This window comes from Ureibacillus thermosphaericus (assembly GCF_002370195.2).
Classification (GTDB): Bacteria; Bacillota; Bacilli; order Bacillales_A; family Planococcaceae; genus Ureibacillus; species Ureibacillus thermosphaericus.
The window spans coordinates 2,558,771-2,576,537 of record NZ_AP018335.1 but is presented as its reverse complement, the minus strand read 5'-3'; the positions used below and the strand labels follow the sequence as shown (position 1 = coordinate 2,576,537).

12 protein-coding genes, 1 other RNA gene and 1 other annotated feature are annotated in these 17,767 nt (G+C 36.4%); of the genes, 11 read left to right on the top strand and 2 right to left on the bottom strand.

Annotated features, from left to right (window positions below):
* Positions 1-38 precede the first annotated feature (38 nt).
* Complete coding sequence (locus tag UtA1_RS12325; protein WP_016838392.1) at positions 39-689, top strand: DUF421 domain-containing protein; 651 nt, start codon at positions 39-41, stop codon at positions 687-689.
* Here the strand turns inward: UtA1_RS12325 and UtA1_RS12320 are convergent.
* On the bottom strand, positions 660-2,177 hold the full coding sequence (locus UtA1_RS12320) for a putative polysaccharide biosynthesis protein (RefSeq protein WP_016838391.1): 1,518 nt from the start codon (positions 2,175-2,177) through the stop codon (positions 660-662). The genes UtA1_RS12325 and UtA1_RS12320 overlap by 30 nt on opposite strands.
* Between UtA1_RS12320 and UtA1_RS12315 the strand changes: the two genes are divergently transcribed.
* The 6 genes from UtA1_RS12315 (at position 2,143) to dtd (ending at position 10,968) form a co-directional block, all read left to right on the top strand.
* Entirely contained in the window at positions 2,143-2,601 is a 459-nt protein-coding gene (locus tag UtA1_RS12315) for a post-transcriptional regulator (protein WP_232019839.1), read from the top strand. The two genes, UtA1_RS12320 and UtA1_RS12315, sit on opposite strands and share 35 nt — an antisense overlap.
* A 238-nt stretch (positions 2,602-2,839) precedes the next feature.
* Positions 2,840-5,107 (top strand): protein translocase subunit SecDF, encoded by a 2,268-nt coding sequence (gene secDF / locus UtA1_RS12310; RefSeq protein ID WP_016838389.1) that lies wholly within the window; start codon positions 2,840-2,842, stop codon positions 5,105-5,107.
* Between the two features lie 139 nt (positions 5,108-5,246).
* Positions 5,247-7,571, top strand: coding sequence for a single-stranded-DNA-specific exonuclease RecJ (gene recJ, locus UtA1_RS12305; protein ID WP_096551333.1), 2,325 nt, complete (start codon positions 5,247-5,249; stop codon positions 7,569-7,571).
* A gap of 13 nt (positions 7,572-7,584) precedes the next feature.
* Positions 7,585-8,097 carry an adenine phosphoribosyltransferase gene (locus UtA1_RS12300; protein ID WP_016838387.1) on the top strand — a complete coding sequence of 171 codons (513 nt, stop codon included), beginning with the start codon at positions 7,585-7,587 and terminating at the stop codon, positions 8,095-8,097.
* 212 nt (positions 8,098-8,309) lie between these two features.
* Positions 8,310-10,505: a RelA/SpoT family protein gene (locus UtA1_RS12295; protein ID WP_096551331.1), complete on the top strand. Its 2,196-nt coding sequence runs from the start codon at positions 8,310-8,312 to the stop codon at positions 10,503-10,505.
* Between the two features lie 22 nt (positions 10,506-10,527).
* Positions 10,528-10,968: a D-aminoacyl-tRNA deacylase gene (gene dtd, locus UtA1_RS12290; protein WP_096551329.1), complete on the top strand. Its 441-nt coding sequence runs from the start codon at positions 10,528-10,530 to the stop codon at positions 10,966-10,968.
* A 48-nt stretch (positions 10,969-11,016) separates the two neighbouring features.
* On the opposite strand, the gene UtA1_RS12285 is transcribed toward dtd, so the two are convergent.
* Entirely contained in the window at positions 11,017-12,411 is a 1,395-nt protein-coding gene (locus UtA1_RS12285) for an SH3 domain-containing protein (RefSeq protein WP_232019838.1), read from the bottom strand.
* A 274-nt stretch (positions 12,412-12,685) separates the two neighbouring features.
* Positions 12,686-12,910, top strand: a binding site (T-box leader).
* Positions 12,911-12,968: 58 nt separating this feature from the next.
* Between UtA1_RS12285 and hisS the strand changes: the two genes are divergently transcribed.
* The 4 genes from hisS (at position 12,969) to UtA1_RS12265 (ending at position 17,633) form a co-directional block, all read left to right on the top strand.
* Positions 12,969-14,246, top strand: coding sequence for a histidine--tRNA ligase (hisS, locus tag UtA1_RS12280; protein ID WP_096551327.1), 1,278 nt, complete (start codon positions 12,969-12,971; stop codon positions 14,244-14,246).
* 19 nt (positions 14,247-14,265) lie between these two features.
* The gene (gene aspS / locus UtA1_RS12275; protein WP_096551325.1) at positions 14,266-16,035 is read left to right on the top strand and encodes an aspartate--tRNA ligase; all 1,770 of its coding nucleotides are present in this window, start codon (positions 14,266-14,268) and stop codon (positions 16,033-16,035) included.
* Between the two features lie 492 nt (positions 16,036-16,527).
* A non-coding RNA gene (gene ssrS, locus UtA1_RS12270) (6S RNA) lies at positions 16,528-16,734 on the top strand.
* Between the two features lie 137 nt (positions 16,735-16,871).
* Complete coding sequence (locus tag UtA1_RS12265; RefSeq protein WP_096551323.1) at positions 16,872-17,633, top strand: tRNA threonylcarbamoyladenosine dehydratase; 762 nt, start codon at positions 16,872-16,874, stop codon at positions 17,631-17,633.
* The last annotated feature ends 134 nt before the right edge of the window (positions 17,634-17,767 follow it).

Here is a 17,767-nt window from a genome sequence, read left to right as displayed (position 1 = left end):
CGCTTGGCCAACAATAGGAAAGAAAGGATGTGGGATGTATGGAAGTGTATTTACAAATTCTTTTCAGAACGGTCTTTTTATATTTGCTCGTGCTTGTCGTTTTTCGCCTCATGGGTAAAAGGGAAGTAGGCGAACTAAGCATTATGGATTTAGTGGTATTTGTGCTCATTGCTGAATGTGTTGCTTTTGCTTTAGATGATTTAGATAAACCGTTATTTGAAAATGTTTTTCCAATTCTTATTTTGCTCGCCATCCAGTATTTAAATTCGTTGATTGCATTAAAAAGTAAGAAAATCCGTGATTTAATTGATGGAGATCCATCGATAATTGTGGAAGATGGTGTTATTAATCAAGAAGAAATGAGAAAGCAACGATATAATTTAGACGATTTATTTCAACAAATGCGTGAAGAACGCATTCCTTCCGTACAGCAAATTAAATATGCATTTCTTGAACCGTCTGGTAGACTATCGATTTTCTTAAAAGATGATGACCCGCTCATCTTTCCACTGATTGTTGATGGATATATAATAGATCGGCATCTAAAATTCCTTGAAAAAGATAGAGAATGGCTGTTGGAAAACTTAAAAAAGAAGGGCTATGAAAAGCCGGAAGACATTTTTTATTGTTGTTATGAAAATTACGATTTGCACGTACAATTAAAGTCGACGAATAAGAATGGAACGTAAAAATCGAAAATCGCTCCATTTTAATTGATTTGTTACTAGTAGAAAGATTGTTAAAACAATAATGGTTAAAGCACTATTTGTCCAAAAATTAAAGGAAATTTTACTGAAAATATAACTTTGAATAATACAAGTAAGAATAAAAATCACATAAGGAATTGCAAAGAATCGGAAACCGGAACTAATCATTTTGTGCGCCCGTAGTGTTGCCATATGTAAAAAAGATGTTACTAATACACCAAATCCAATTGCGATAATTGCACCATATTCTTGAATAAATGGTTGAGATGCTAGTACAAACATGACGAATAATTTCCCGATTCCGCCATAAATGGAGTTCATCATGGCAGGTTTTGCTTCATCCATTGCTTGCAAAATGGAGTGTAGAGGGCTTTGGATATAATAAAAATAGAAAATTGGAGCTAAAATTTTCATAAATCCACGGTTCTCCTCTAAGTGAAAGAGCCGCATAGCAAGTTCATCACCGTGCAAAAAGAAATATGTCGCAGCGTAGGCACCAATGATGGATGAAAGGCGTAAACTTACTCCAATGCGATTATTCAGTAACCTTGTATTACTCCTTGCTACAGCATCGCTCACTGCTGGAATTAAAACGATCGCTAAAGCATTAGGAATAAAAGAAGGGAATAATAATAACGGTACATGTACACCAGAAATAATTCCGTATAAAGTCGTTGCTCCTGCAGCTGTCAGTCCTGCAATGGTTAATGCCTTCAAAAAGACGATTGGTTCCAAAAACCATGTGAATGTACCAAACAATCTGCTTCCTGCACTTGGAACGGCAATACGCAGTAAAGGCATTGCCGGATATGGTTTTTGTGAGGAGGGTTTTTTTAGTTTTTTCTTTTTCATGAAATAATGAATGTATAAATAAATAAACGAAATAAATTCACCAACTGCAGTAATTGCCATTGCATATGCAGCCGTTAATTCAGGGTTGTCCGGCACAACGAAAAATGGCAATGCTAAAGAGATTAAAACGATGCGTACCAGCTGTTCGATCATTTGGGACCAGGCTGTTGCTGAAATGATGGCAATACCTTGTAAGTATCCTCGAATTAAACCGGAAAATACAATAATTGGTACAGCCCCTAACGCAATATATAGCGTAATTTTTGTTCCTTTATTATGTAATAGCGTTTCTGCCAAATATGGAATAAATAATATAAGAATCGGTGTAAATAAGATAATGGATAAAATTGACCATCTAAATGCTGTTTTCATGACGGAATGAAGTTGTCCAATTTGGCGTTTTGCATATAGTTCTGCAATTACTTTCGCTACAGCAATAGGGATGCCTAGCTGTAATACTGAAACGAAGAAAATATACGCTGGATAGGCAGTCATATAAACTCCAACAGCTTCTTCGCCAGCTACCCTCATAAATTGCATTCTATAAATAAAACCGAATAGTTTTGACAAAAAAATGACAACTGTGAGAAAAATAGTTCCTCTAACAAATGATGCCATCCATACAATCCCTTCTCAATTATTCTATTATTCGTTACAATATTTGTATGCTTTCCTAAAAACAGTTAATACAGAACGATGGAGTGATTTGCCTATGGTCGAACATGAGCGCTTATTTTCAAAAGTTTTGCCTGTGCTTAAGAGCAAATTAGAAGAAATGAACTTAAACGGGTATGAAGGTATTACGATTGAAGAAATTTGGAATTATTGTCTTCAAAAAAAGTGGCGAAAGAAAAATTTGGATGAAATTCGAATTCATGAAGCCGTATCAACAATTTTTTCATTAAAAGCTTCAGAAATCGTGAATTATTTGCAAATCCAACAATTCCAAAGCACAAATTGGTTTTCTGAAGTAAATCAAGAAGAATTGAGAGAATTATTAAATCCTACAAATAATAACAATTCTGACAAAGAAAATGTATAGATTCGGTTTGACAGGTTGACTTTCGTGTTTCATAATTAGTTTGTTACATAAGAAAAGGAAAGGTATATTTTTGCAATAATTTCGATTGAGCTTATCCACTCCAAGTTTATTCTTCATTTGGTGGAAATATCACGAAAAAAATTTCGGAGTACTAATTCAAGAGATTATTGTAAAGATATGCTTGCACGTGTTTATGTATGTACAAGCTATTGTACATTGCATCAAGGAGGATTTATCAATGAATTCAAAAAGCCGGATCGTTTCCTTTGTACTGGCTGTAATCGTACTTTTTGGTGCGATGGGCTTCACAGTAAAAGGAGTATTAAAAGATGTAAAACTTGGACTTGACTTACAAGGCGGATTTGAAGTTTTGTATGAAGTTGAACCCTTAAAAGAAGGGCAAAAAATTACTCAAAGTATCGTAGCAGATACGACGACCGCTTTATCAAAGCGTATCGATGCTTTCGGTGTCAGCGAGCCGAGTATTCAGGTTGAAGGTGAGAATCGGATTCGTGTTCAGCTTGCTGGAATAGACGATCAATCATCTGCTCGGGAAATGTTATCAAGTACGGCGAATTTAACATTTCGTGATGTAAACGATAATTTACTGTTAGACGGTTCTGATTTGAAAGAAGGCGGTGCTGCGGCTTCCTTCGACCAACAAAATCGACCAATCGTTACATTAACGTTAAAAGATGCACAAAAATTTGCAGACATTACATCGAAAATTTCTCAAATGCCACCAGGTCAGAACTTACTTGTTATTTGGATGGATTTTGTTGAAGGAGAAGACTCATATAAAGAAGAAGCAACAAAGCCTGATCCGAAATTTATTTCAGCAGCGTCTGTAAAAGAAACTTTAAATACAACAGACGTTATGATTTCAGGGAATTTTACTGTTGAGGAAACGAAAAATTTGGCAAGTATGTTAAATGCGGGGGCACTTCCTGTAAAATTAACAGAAATTTATGCAACATCAGTGGGCGCTCAGTTTGGGGAACAAGCTTTAAATAGCACTGTATTCGCTAGTATTGTTGGTGTTCTATTAATTTTCATCTTTATGTTGTTTTACTATCGATTACCTGGTTTTATTTCGATTATCACGTTAACGGTATTTGCCTATTTAGTACTGCTTATTCAAAATTTAATTGGTGCAGTATTAACGTTGCCAGGTATTGCAGCTCTTGTACTTGGTATTGGTATGGCTGTGGACGCGAATATTTTAACAGCAGAGCGTATTCGAGAAGAAATACGTGTTGGTAAATCACCAAAAGAAGCATTCCAAATGGGATCTAAACTATCACTAAGCGCGATTATAGATGCACAATTAACAACATTACTAGCTGCGGTTGTACTTTTCTACTTTGGTACAAGCTCAGTTAAAGGTTTTGCGACAACGTTAATTATTTCCATTTTATTAAGTTTCTTAACATCAGTATGGTTATCACGTGTATTACTTGGATTACTCATTAAGAGTGGCAAATTCGATAATCCATTCTTCTATGGTGTTCGAAAATCAAAAATTCATGACGCTTCAGAAGGTGTAGAAACATTAGATTTAACAACAAACTTCGATCGCATTGATTTCGTTCATAACCGCAAAAAGTTTTATGCTATTTCAATGATTATTTTGTTGATCGGGGTTGTAATGCTTGGAATCTTTAAATTAAACTTAGGCATTGACTTCTCAAGTGGTACGCGAGTTGAAATACTTTCAAATGAGCCGACGACCCAAGAAGAAATGGCCGATTATTTAGAGAAAATCGGATTCCCAGCAGATGAATTAGTCATAAGTGGTGAAAATAAAGATACTGCTGTTGCCACTTATAAAAAAGATTTCACGCAACAAGAAACGTTAGATTTAAAATCAGCAGTGATGGAAGACTACGGTCATGAACCAAATGTAAGTACAGTTTCTCCAACAGTTGGTCGTGAACTCGTTAAAAATGCGATTTACGCTCTAAGTTTTGCCGCTCTTGGTATTGTCATTTATGTGGCATTCCGTTTCGAATGGAGAATGGGTGTAGGTGCAATTGTTTCACTATTACACGATGTATTCTTCATGGTGGCAATTTTCAGCGTATTGCGCTTAGAAGTGGACATAACTTTCATTGCAGCAATTTTAACCATTGTCGGTTATTCCATAAACGATACGATTGTTACCTTCGACCGTATTCGTGAAAATATCGACCATAAAGGCGAAATCAAATCGAAAGAAGAACTTGCCGAAATCATCAATAAATCCCTCCGTCAAACGATGGGACGTTCCGTAAATACAGTATTGACGGTAATCGTAGTTGTTGTTGCACTCTTAATTTTTGGTGCGCCAGCAATTCGAAATTTCTCAATCGCTTTACTCATTGGATTAGTAACGGGAATGTATTCCTCCATTTGTATTGCAGCACAACTATGGTATACACTAAAAGTGCGCGAAATGAGCAAAAAAGGTACGACAGTGAAGAAAAAAGAGAAGAAGCAATGGGGTTCAGACGAGCCAGTAGTTTAATAATCTATTTCAGATACTCTCTAGTTTAGGGAGTATCTTTTATTTATTATTGGAAGATAAACTTTACTAGATTAATATAAGTTTTTTATCCAATACTTATGAAATTTAGGTATAATGGACTTCGTGAGGATGTGAGGTAATGATACAATCATCAAAAAAATGGAAGATCCAAATTCCCGATGAAATGTTTGTTCAACAATTACAAAACAATTTACATATTTCTAGTTTGACTGCAAAAATATTAGCATCAAGAGTGAAGACACTAGATGAAGCTAGAAATATTATACATATGAAAGATGACCAACTACATAATCCTTATTTGTTAACGGGGATGAAAGAAGCGGTAGAACGAATTGAATTAGCATTACATCGAGGGGAAAAGATATTAATCTATGGAGATTATGATGCAGATGGTATTACGAGTACGTCCGTCATATTGCATACATTGCTTGATTTAGGAGCAGATGTAGATTTTGAGATTCCGAATCGCTTCACACATGGATATGGGCCAAACGAAGAATTGTTCAGATTGGCACATGAGAAAGGAATCCAACTGATTATTACTGTCGATAATGGAATTAGCGGCATCGAACCGATACGCATAGCAAAAGAGCTTGGTATGGATGTGATTGTTACAGATCACCATGAACCGGGAGAAGAGCTGCCGCCTGCAGACGTCATTATTCATCCGAGGGTACCAGAAGGGAAATATCCTTTTGGTGAATTGGCAGGGGTAGGCGTAGCTTTTAAGCTTGCCCACGCATTATATGGAGAGGTGCCTGAGCATTTGTTTGAATACGTTGCACTTGGCACAATCGCAGATCTTGTCCCCTTAACTGGAGAGAATCGATACATTGTTCGTAAAGGGTTAGAGAAATTGCGAAAGTCAAATCACCCATGGGTTCAAGCTTTATGTGAAGCATCAGGAGTAAAGCAGCATGAAATCGATGAAGAAATTATCGGTTTTTATTTTGGTCCTCGATTAAATGCTATAGGACGCCTAGGTGATGCAAAACCCGGTGTAGAGTTTTTAATGAGTGAAGATTTAGCAAGTGCCACAATGGGAGCTAAATTGCTAAATGAAAAAAATAATGAGAGAAAAGAGTATGTCAATTCGATTACTGAAGAAGCAATAGAAATGATTGAAAATAATCCGGATATTAGCAATTCTTCAGTGCTTGTCGTGGCAAAAGAAGGATGGAATCCGGGGGTAATTGGAATTGTTGCTTCCCGTTTAGTAGAGAAATATTATAAACCGACAATCGTGTTATCGATCGATTCAGAATTGGGATTAGCAAAAGGTTCAGGACGCAGCATCGAAGGATTTCATTTATACAATGAACTAGCAAAAAATCGGGATATTCTTCCGCATTTTGGCGGACATCCAATGGCTGCAGGTATGACGCTTTCAGCTGAACATATCGATGAATTGAGAGTACGACTTCATCAACAAGCATCAACATGTTTATCCGATGAAATGTTAACGCCGACATTATACATTGATGTTCCTATCGATTTAAGTGAAGTAACGGTTGAAGCAATTGAAGAATTACAGAAGTTGAAACCATTTGGTGTTGGATTTGAAAAGCCGATTTTTGCTATACAACAAGTTTCGATTCGTTCAATGCGCAAAATCGGTGCAAATGAGAACCATATAAAAATGGAATTGGAAGATGCATATGGAATTCTTGATGCAGTTGGTTTTAACAAAGGTTATTTATTCAATGAAATTTCCTATGGCGTGAAATTATCCATTGTTGGTGATTTGCAAATCAATGAATGGCAAGGTAGAAAAAAACCGCAATTTTTACTTTCGGATGTTCAGATACTTGAGTGGCAGTTATTTGATTATCGGGGAAAAGTAAATGCCAATCATTGGGTGGGAAGCATTCCTATTGAAGAATCATCCTTTATTGCTTTTCGTGAGGAAACAATTCAATATTTTCAAGCAGTCATACCATCCATTCAATTAGTTGAAGATGAAATTGACAATTCTCTTTCATCGTATATTGTATTATTGGATTTACCAAAACGTATTCATACAATGGAAAAGCTAATTGAAATTGCAAAACCGCAACGTATTTATGCGGTATTTTACACACCGAATTCCCAATATTTTAATGGCATGCCAACACGAAAGCATTTTGCTCAATACTATACATTTCTAAAAAATCGCCCATTCTTTAACTTAAACGAACATATTCATCAACTATCCAAACATTTTGGTTTAAATGTGGATACAATAAAGTTTATGACAAAGGTGTTTTTTGAGCTCGGTTTTGTTACAATAGAAAATGGTTTGCTTTCCGTCAATGAATTTGCAAGTAAACGTTCTTTAACTGAAGCTACCACATATCAATTGCGACAACAGCAAATCGAATTGGAACAAAAATTTTTATACTCAACTTATTCAGAGTTAAAACAATGGTTTGATAATCGAATGAAGGAATTATCTTATTCCTAAGGAGGAAAATGGAATGGATTTAAGGGAACATATTGCAATTGTACAAAACTTTCCAAAAGAAGGAATTAGTTTTAAAGATATTACGCCGTTAATGGATAACGGTGAAGCATTTAAATATGCGGTTGATCAAATTGTTGAATTTGCAAAAGAAGTGGGAGCAGATATTATCGTTGGGCCAGAAGCACGTGGATTTATTATCGGATGTCCTGTTGCGTATGCATTAGGTATTGGATTCGCTCCGGTGCGTAAACCAGGAAAATTGCCGAGAGAAGTAGTTAGTGTTGAATATGCATTAGAATATGGTACGAATGTACTTGCTATGCATAAAGATGCAATTTCCCCAGGACAAAAAGTGTTAATTATTGACGACTTACTAGCAACAGGTGGTACGGTGGATGCTACAATTCAATTAGTTGAAAAACTTGGTGGTACCGTTGCTGGTTGTGCATTCATTATTGAACTAACAGAATTAAATGGCCGCGAAAAAATTGGAAATTACCCGATCAAAACATTGCTTCAATATTGATTTCCCAAAAAGAATTCGCACTTTGAATAACTGTGCGGATTCTTTTACTTTAATAAGCAAAAATTTTTTTAAAAAATATTTTTCATCTGACAATGGTATATTATTTTGTTAGATAAACGCAATATGATAAGACTTGGCTTTACATTTTATTTATACTTTTTTACAATTAGTTTTATATATAAAACAGAAAAATTTTTGAAGGTGGACAAATCATGGCGAAGGAGCAAATTTTGACGCCCGAAGATGTATTTTCGAAAGTAAAAACTTATATGAATGATGAGCACGTCGAATTTGTGAAAAAAGCTTATGAAGTGGCAAAAGAAGCACATAAAGAACAAACCCGAAAGTCAGGGGAACCATATATTATTCACCCAATTCAAGTTGCTGGAATTTTAGCGGACCTTCAAATGGATCCACAAACAGTAGCTGCAGGATTTCTTCACGATGTAGTGGAAGATACCTCTGTTACTCGGGAAGATTTAGTAGCCGAGTTTGGTGAAGAAGTAGCTTTGCTTGTAGACGGTGTTACAAAACTAGGAAAAATTAAGTATTTATCGAAGGAAGAACAACAAGCGGAAAATCATCGAAAAATGTTTGTTGCGATGGCACAGGACATTCGTGTGATTTTAATTAAACTTGCCGACCGCCTTCACAATATGCGTACGTTAAAACACTTATCTACAGAAAAGCAACGTCGAATTGCGAAAGAAACGTTAGAAATTTTCGCTCCCCTTGCCCATCGCCTAGGAATTTCTAAGGTGAAATGGGAATTGGAAGATACGGCTCTTCGCTACTTAAATCCTCAACAATACTATCGAATTGTAAGTTTAATGAAAAGAAAGCGTACGGAACGGGAAGCGTATTTAGAAAATGTAATGGGCGAAATTCGCTCTCAATTAAATCAAGTTGAAATTGATGCAGAAATCTACGGTCGTCCAAAGCATATATATAGTATTTATCGGAAAATGGTTTTACAAAATAAACAGTTTAATGAGATTTATGATTTATTGGCTGTACGCATCATTGTAGATAGCATCAAAGATTGTTATGCGGTACTAGGAATCGTACATACACTTTGGAAACCAATGCCTGGTCGCTTTAAAGATTATATCGCTATGCCGAAACAAAACTTGTATCAATCCCTTCATACAACAGTCATCGGCCCTTATGGCGACCCATTGGAAGTGCAAATTCGTACGAAGGAAATGCACAAAATTGCAGAATACGGGATTGCTGCACACTGGGCATATAAAGAAGGCAAATCACTGAATCCAAGTAAGGAAAGCATCGATCAAAAATTAACTTGGTTCCGCGAAATTTTAGAATTCCAAAACGAATCTTCCAACGCAGAAGAGTTTATGGAATCGCTGAAGCTAGATTTATTCTCCGATATGGTTTATGTGTTTACACCAAAAGGAGACGTTATTGAATTACCTGCAGGAAGTGTTCCAATTGATTTTGCTTATCGAGTGCACACTGAGGTCGGAAATCGAACAATTGGTGCCAAAGTGAATGGGAAAATGGTACCGCTTGATACACCACTAAAAACAGGGGATATTGTTGAAATTTTAACTTCTAAACAATCTTTTGGGCCAAGTAGAGACTGGTTAAAAATTGCTCAAAGTTCTCAAGCGAGAAATAAAATTAAACAATTCTTCAAAAAGCACTTGCGTGAAGAAAATGTTCTCAAAGGAAAAGATTTAATTGAAAAAGAAATAAAAGCACAAGAATTTGATGTAAAAGAAGTGCTTTCAGAAGAAAATATTCAACGGGTTTTGAACAAATTAAATTTCACAAATGAAGAAGATTTATATGCAGCAGTAGGTGTAGGAGGAATTACACCTCAACAAGTGGTGAACCGCCTCGCTGAGAAAAAGCGGAGAGAGAGAGAGCAAGAAGAAGCTCTTGAAAAAATTCAAAAAGAAATGCAAAACCCGAAACAAAAGAAACAGAATGGTGAATTAGGTGTTATTGTAAAAGGCATCGATAATTTGTTAATTCGACTTTCTCGTTGCTGTACGCCAGTTCCTGGAGATGAGATTGTTGGATTTATTACAAAGGGTAGAGGTGTATCTGTTCATCGTATAGACTGTCCTAATGTTCAAACAGGTGGAGAAGATCGCCTAATTGAAGTGGAATGGGAGCATAGTGAAGCACAAGGGAAGAAAGAATATCCTGTTGATATCGAAATATCTGCATTTGATCGCCCAGGAATATTAAACGATGTTATGCATGCGGTTACAGAGACGAAAGTGAATATTTTAGCTGTTTCTGGTCGTGCTGCTCATGATAAAATTGCAACGCTTCATTTAACAATAGCTATTACAAATATTTCTGTATTACACAAAGTTGTAGAGAAAATTAAACAAATGCCAGATATTTATTCCGTACAGCGGGTTATTAATTAGTTGGTTTGAGGTGTGTTTGTCGATGAGAGTGGTCTTGCAACGTAGTAAAGAAGCAAAAGTAACAGTTAATGGAAAAGTAACGGGAAAAATTGACAAAGGATATGTTTTATTAGTTGGTATAACGCATACAGACACGATAGAAGATGTGAGATATTTAGCAAAAAAAGTAGCAGAGATTCGCCTCTTTGAAGATGAAGAGGGAAAAATGAATCACTCAATTAAAGAGCATGGCGGAGATATTTTATCTGTTTCTCAATTTACGTTATATGCAGATACGAAGAAAGGGAGAAGACCAAGCTTTGTAGAAGCAGCTCGACCTGAGCAAGCAGAGCCTTTATGGAATGCCTTTAATGATGCCTTACGTGAACAAGGTTTAAAAGTTGAAACAGGCATTTTTGGAGCCATGATGGATGTATCCCTTGTGAATGATGGTCCAGTTACAATTATTTTGGAATCGAAATAAAATAAATTGGCTTTCTAGAAAGATTGAACTTTCCAGAAAGCCAATTTATTATTTTAGCTGTGCATCAAAATATTGGAGTACCCCTTCATAAATGCCCATTGTTGCTTGTTCACGGAAAAGGTCAGTATTAATCAGTTTTTCCTCACTTGGATTACTTAAATAACCTAATTCTACTAATATCGCATTTTGTTTATTTTCTCGTAATACTAAATAGTTCCCTTGTTGCACGCCACGATCCCGCAATTTGATCTGACCTGATAATCCATCATGAACAAATTGTGCAAGAGACTCTTGATAAGAGTGGAAATAATATGTTGTAAAACCTGAGATTGTCCGATCTTCAGTTGCGTCATAGTGGATGCTTATAAACGCATCCGCAGCAAGTTGGTGGGCGAGTGATACACGCTTATGTAGACCCACATACACATCAGATTCCCTTGTTAAGTAAACTTCTGCTCCTGCTTGCTGCAATTTAGTTTTTAACAGTTCTGCCGTTTTTAATGTAATTTCTTTTTCAATTGTGTTCCTTAGACCAGCAGTTCCCTGGTCATTTCCTCCATGACCGGGGTCAAGCACAATGGTTACGCCATTAAGAGTGCCTTTCTTTCGATTATCTTTCTTATCTTGTTTTACGGATTGTTCGTTTGTCGAAACTACCCAACTTGCTACATAACCTGTTGCATCTTCAGAAAGTTGAATTTTATACCAATCATGTTCCTTATTAATGATATTAAATTGTTCTCCAGCCTGAACGTTCATGATTACGTCCGATGAAGTTGTGGGTTCTTTTCGAATATTTGTCCCATTGTAGATAATTGTAATGGTTTGTTCTTCTTTTTGTTCCTCTATCGAAGAATTGTCGAATGTGCCGTAAAAGCTATAAATCCAACCTTTCTTTCCATTAAAATCGATTTGAATCCAATGGTGGTCTCGAGCTAGAATTGCGAATTGTTCTCCTTTTTTCGCAATGCCCAATTTTTTCGATTTTAAGTTTGGTTTTTGTCTTACGATTACAGCATCGACAATGATTGTAAAATGATTTGATTCCTTTATTTCAGCCGATTCGGTTTTTTCACTCACCGTGTTATTTAATTCATCGATAGTACCTTCATTCATCGTGATAAATTCGGATGAAACCCATCCCGTCAATTGTTGATGCTGGATTTGAACCCACTCATTCCTTTCATTTAATACCACCACTTGCTCTCCAGTATGTAACTGACCTAGTACAGGAGCAGAAAGTGACGGCTCCAAACGAATATTTAATTGATTAACTTGGGCGATAGCATATTTTTCGACGTTATTTATTTGTTCTGATTGAGTTAGCCAGGATGCGACCCATCCTTTTTTCTCATTAACCTCTACATATAGCCAATCCCCTTGACGATCCAATACCTTCAATCTTTTGTTTTTTTCAAGGGTATCGATAATATCGAACGACAAACCAGGTCCTTCTCTCAAATGCAATTTTTCCGCAGATTCTTCATTGTTGGCTAATACGAAGCCTGAAAAATATGTAGTTATACAAGAAATGAGTATTACTATACAAAGAATAAGTATATTGCGCTTCATAAACATCCAACTTTCAAATAACAAATAATGTGAAAATCTCTTTATTTATTGTAAAATGTTATCCATGTATAAATCTATACTTTTTTGAAAATAGTTGACAACTTTTCGTTGCACAATTATGATTAAAATTAATGTGAAAATGTGTCGATAGCCTTTGAACAAGAGAGTAGCATTTACTGTATGTTCAGAGAGGGAAAGACTTTGGCTGCAATCTTTCCTACAGAAGGTATTTGCGAAGAACACTTGGGAGGCTTTTTCCTGAAATTTAAGTAGGGAAAAACGGAAACGGCCGTTATCCGTTATGAGGTGGGTGTGTTCATACACATCAACTAGGGTGGAACCGCGGAAGTGATATGCTTTCGTCCCTTGTTATAAGGGATGAGAGCATTTTTTTGTTCCAAAATTTGTTTATAGAAAGGAGATAGGAAATGGCTTTTAAAGTACCTAGAGGCACACAAGATATTTTGCCTGAAAACACACCTAAATGGCAAAAAATTGAATCCATTTTACGAGAATTAGCTCGCGTTTATCGATATAAAGAAATTCGCACACCTATTTTTGAACATACGGAGTTATTTCAACGAAGTGTAGGGGACACAACGGATATTGTTCAGAAGGAAATGTACACATTTGAAGACCGTGGTGGCCGTTCATTAACGTTGCGTCCAGAAGGAACTGCTTCTACGGTTCGTGCCTATGTCGAACATAAGATGTATGGAGCACCTGATCAACCAATTAAACTTTCCTACATGGGTCCAATGTTCCGCTATGAGCGTCAACAAGCTGGAAGATACCGTCAATTCGTTCAGTTTGGTGTTGAAGCGATTGGTAGTGCTGACCCTGCTATCGATGCAGAAGTCATTGCTTTTGCAATGGACATTTACCAAACAGTAGGTTTAAAAGATTTAAAATTAGTGATTAATTCTTTAGGGGATAAAGAAACGAGAGATACTCATAGAACAGCACTAATCAATCATTTCAAACCGCACATTCATGAGTTTTGTGATGATTGTAAAAATCGTTTGGAAAAAAATCCACTACGCATTTTAGACTGTAAAGTAGACCGCGAACACTCGCTTATGCAAACAGCTCCTAAATTAACGGATTACTTAACACCGACATCAAGAGAATATTTTGAACAAGTGAAGAAATATTTAGAAGTTCTAGGAATCGAATATGAAGTAGATCCAAATCTTGTTCGTGGTTTAGATTATTATACTCACACAGCCTTTGAAATAATGAGCACTGCAGAAGGCTTTGGAGCAATAACAACTCTTTGCGGTGGTGGAAGATATAATGGGCTAGTAGAAGAAATTGGCGGCCCAGATGTTCCAGGTATTGGATTTGCCTTATCGATTGAAAGATTGCTCCTTGCTTTAGAAGCAGAAGGGGTTGAATTAGAGTTAGATGACGCGCTTGATGTTTATGTCATTGCCCTTGGTGATGAGGCTAAATTAAAAGCTGTGGAATTAATTAGCTCTTTCCGTTTAAAAGGCATTTCTGCAGATATGGATTATTTGATGCGTAAAATGAAGGCTCAGATGAAATCTGCTGACCGTCTTCAAGCGAAATTTGTCGTGATTATCGGTGAAACGGAGCTTGAAGAGGGAGTTGTAGTTGTGAAACAAATGGAAACAGGAAACCAAGAAAAAGTAGAAATCAATGAAATCGTAAATTATCTGAAACAACATCTTTCTATAGATTAAAAAATTGGAGGAATAGAAAATGGCTCAAAGAACACATCATTGTGGAGTATTAAGAGAAGAACATCATGGACAACAAGTCGTTTTAAAAGGTTGGGTACAACGTCGTAGAGATTTAGGAAGTTTAATTTTCGTAGATGTTCGTGACCGCACTGGTATTGTACAAGTTGTATTTGGTGATGAAGCGCCACAAGCCCGCGAAATTGCAGATAAAATTCGAAGCGAATTTGTAGTCGAAGTAGAAGGAAAAGTTGTACTTCGTGATCCAAGCCAAGTAAATCCAAACATCGAAACTGGTAAAATAGAAGTTGTCGCAACGGATATTAAAATTATTAATACATCTAAAACACCTCCTTTTGCCATTGAGGATTATGTCGACATCAATGAAGATGTACGTTTAAAATACCGTTACTTAGATTTAAGACGTCCTGTTATGTATAACACATTTAAATTACGCTCTGATGTAACGCGTACAATCCGTAACTTCTTGCAAAATGACGGTTTCTTGGAAGTGGAAACGCCAATTTTAACAAAATCTACTCCAGAAGGTGCACGAGACTATTTAGTCCCATCTCGCGTGCATGAAGGAGAATTCTATGCATTGCCGCAATCACCACAATTATTCAAACAATTATTGATGGTGGCAGGATTCGAAAAATACTTCCAAATCGCTCGCTGCTTCCGTGACGAAGATTTGCGTGCTGACCGTCAACCAGAATTTACTCAAGTGGATATTGAAACATCTTTCATGTCCATGGATGAAATTATCGATATGACAGAACGCATGTTAGCTGCTGTCATGAAAGAAGTAAAAGGAATTGAAGTGCAAACTCCATTCCCACGCATCTCTTACCAAGAAGCGATGGATCGTTTTGGTTCCGATAAACCAGATGTTCGCTTTGGCTTAGAATTAATCAACCTTACGGACATTGTAAAAGATAGCAACTTCAAAGTATTTACGAGCGCGGTTGAAAAAGGCGGCGTTGTAAAAGCAATCAATGTTAAAGGGGCAAACGACAAGTTTACTCGTAAAGATATTGATGCATTGACAGAATTTGTGGCGATTTACGGTGCGAAAGGATTAGCTTGGATTAAAGTGACGGAAGAAGGTTTCACTGGTCCTATCGCGAAATTCTTTGAAGGTCAAATTGTAGAAGATATCAAAAATGCGACTGGTGCTGAACCTGGAGACTTATTATTGTTCGGAGCAGATGATGCTTCTATTGTTGCCGCTTCTCTTGGTGCATTGCGAAATAAACTAGGAAAAGAGTTAGGCTTAATCGATGAATCACAATTTGCTTTCCTTTGGGTAACAGATTGGCCATTACTTGAGTGGGACGAAGATGAAAAACGCTATACTGCTGCTCACCATCCGTTCACTCGTCCATTTGATGAGGATATTGAATTAATGGATACAAATCCAGATCAAGTTCGAGCACAAGCTTATGATATCGTGTTAAACGGTTATGAATTAGGCGGCGGTTCATTACGTATTTATGAGAGAGATTTACAAGAAAAAATGTTCAAACTTCTTGGATTTACAGAGGAACAAGCAAAAGAACAATTCGGTTTCTTACTTGAAGCGTTCGAATACGGTGTGCCGCCTCATGGTGGAATTGCGATGGGATTAGACCGTTTAGTGATGATTTTAGCAGGTCGCAACAACTTGAGAGATACGATTGCATTCCCTAAAACTGCTACTGCAAGTTGCTTGCTGACTGATGCGCCAAGCGAAGTTTCACCAAAACAACTAGAAGAATTACATTTAAAAGTGAATGTATTTAATAAATAAGCATAGAAAAGGGGGGGCTGTCCAGAAAGTCGAACACTTTCTGAACAGCCTTACTTCTTATAGTAATATTCTCTTAAAAACTTTGCTCCTCTGGTGGTCACATCAAACGCGCCTCCTCGTCGCAATGTATCTGCGGCGAAAGCTTTAGCGACAGCCGCAAAGGGATGCGTCTCAAAATGACTTTTCAGACGCCCCCTTCTTTGTTACTATCTTCCACGCTAAGTTTAGATAAATTATGATGAGAATAGTGAAACTTGTTTTGACTATCGCAGGAGCAAAGATTTATAAAAAACCATGATTATGAAGAGTGAGGGGGTCTGGAAAGATTTAGACTTTCTAGGCCCTTTCATATTTAAAAATATAAATGGATTTGATTTTTTTTCTTTTTTGCACGCAAAAAATCAAATTCTAATTAAAATAAACAAAAAATTAACACAATTTAATCTATATTCATTGAAATTTACTTCCGCTAATGTTATGATAATACCAACACGAATCCTGAAGTGTTTGTGAATGCCATATTAACAGTTTTGACCGAACAACAATAAAAAGGGAGCTCAATATTTTGACTTGGCAAACATGCCCCATCAGAACGCCAAAAGTATAGGGGACGTTTAAAAAGTCAGTGAGGGCACCCACCTGCGAGATAGCGGGTTCAAAACGGTGTTAATGACGCACTACGGCATCTTCGGGATTCGTCACGCTTCAAACTCCTCCATTTTGATGGAGGAGTTTTTGTTTGTTATTAATACTTTGGAAATATAAACGTATACACTTCTAACCAACACTTATGATATAATTCCGATGTGAAAAATTCGAATGAAAGGCAGAAAGGTATGTTACATCAATTTTCTAGAAACGAACTTGCGATAGGAAAAGAAGGATTAGATAGATTAAAAAATACAACGGTTGCAATTTTAGGGATTGGAGGAGTTGGCTCTTTTGCTGCGGAAGCATGTGCACGAAGCGGTATAGGGCGAATTATTTTAGTAGACAAAGATGTGGTAGATATCACAAATGTTAATCGCCAATTGGTTGCGTATTTATCAACGATTGGAAGACCAAAAGCAGAAGTTATGAAAGAACGAATTGCAGATATTAATCCAGAATGTGAAGTTATTCATTTACACATGTTTTATAACGAAGAAACGTATGAAAAACTATTTGAATATGATATTGATTATGTCATTGATGCCTCAGATACAATCATGTATAAAATTCATTTAATGAAAGAATGTTTAAAGCGAAATATCCAGATTATTTCCAGTATGGGTGCTGCAAATAAAATGGATCCAACAAGATTCCGCATTGCAGATATTTCAAAAACTCATACAGATCCAATGGCAAAAGTTATTCGTACGAAATTAAGAAAAGAAGGTATAAAAAAAGGCATAACGGTAGTCTTTTCCGATGAATCACCAATTGTCGTAAGACCGGATGTTGTTGAAGAAGTAGGGAATCCCGATGCGTCCATCCGTAAAGCTAAAATGCCCCCATCATCAAACGCTTTTTGTCCATCCGTTTGTGGGCTTATTTGTGCAAGCTGGGTAATCAACTCTGTATTAAAAGACATACCAATTAAGCGTGTAAAACAATAATTATCTAATTAGAATGAATAATGAAATAATTTTTCTAATAAAATAATGAGTGTGTGTAATCATAATGAAGAGACAATAGAAAATGGTAGCTTTTAAATTCTATCGAATCGTACTTTTTTATAAATACCCCCATA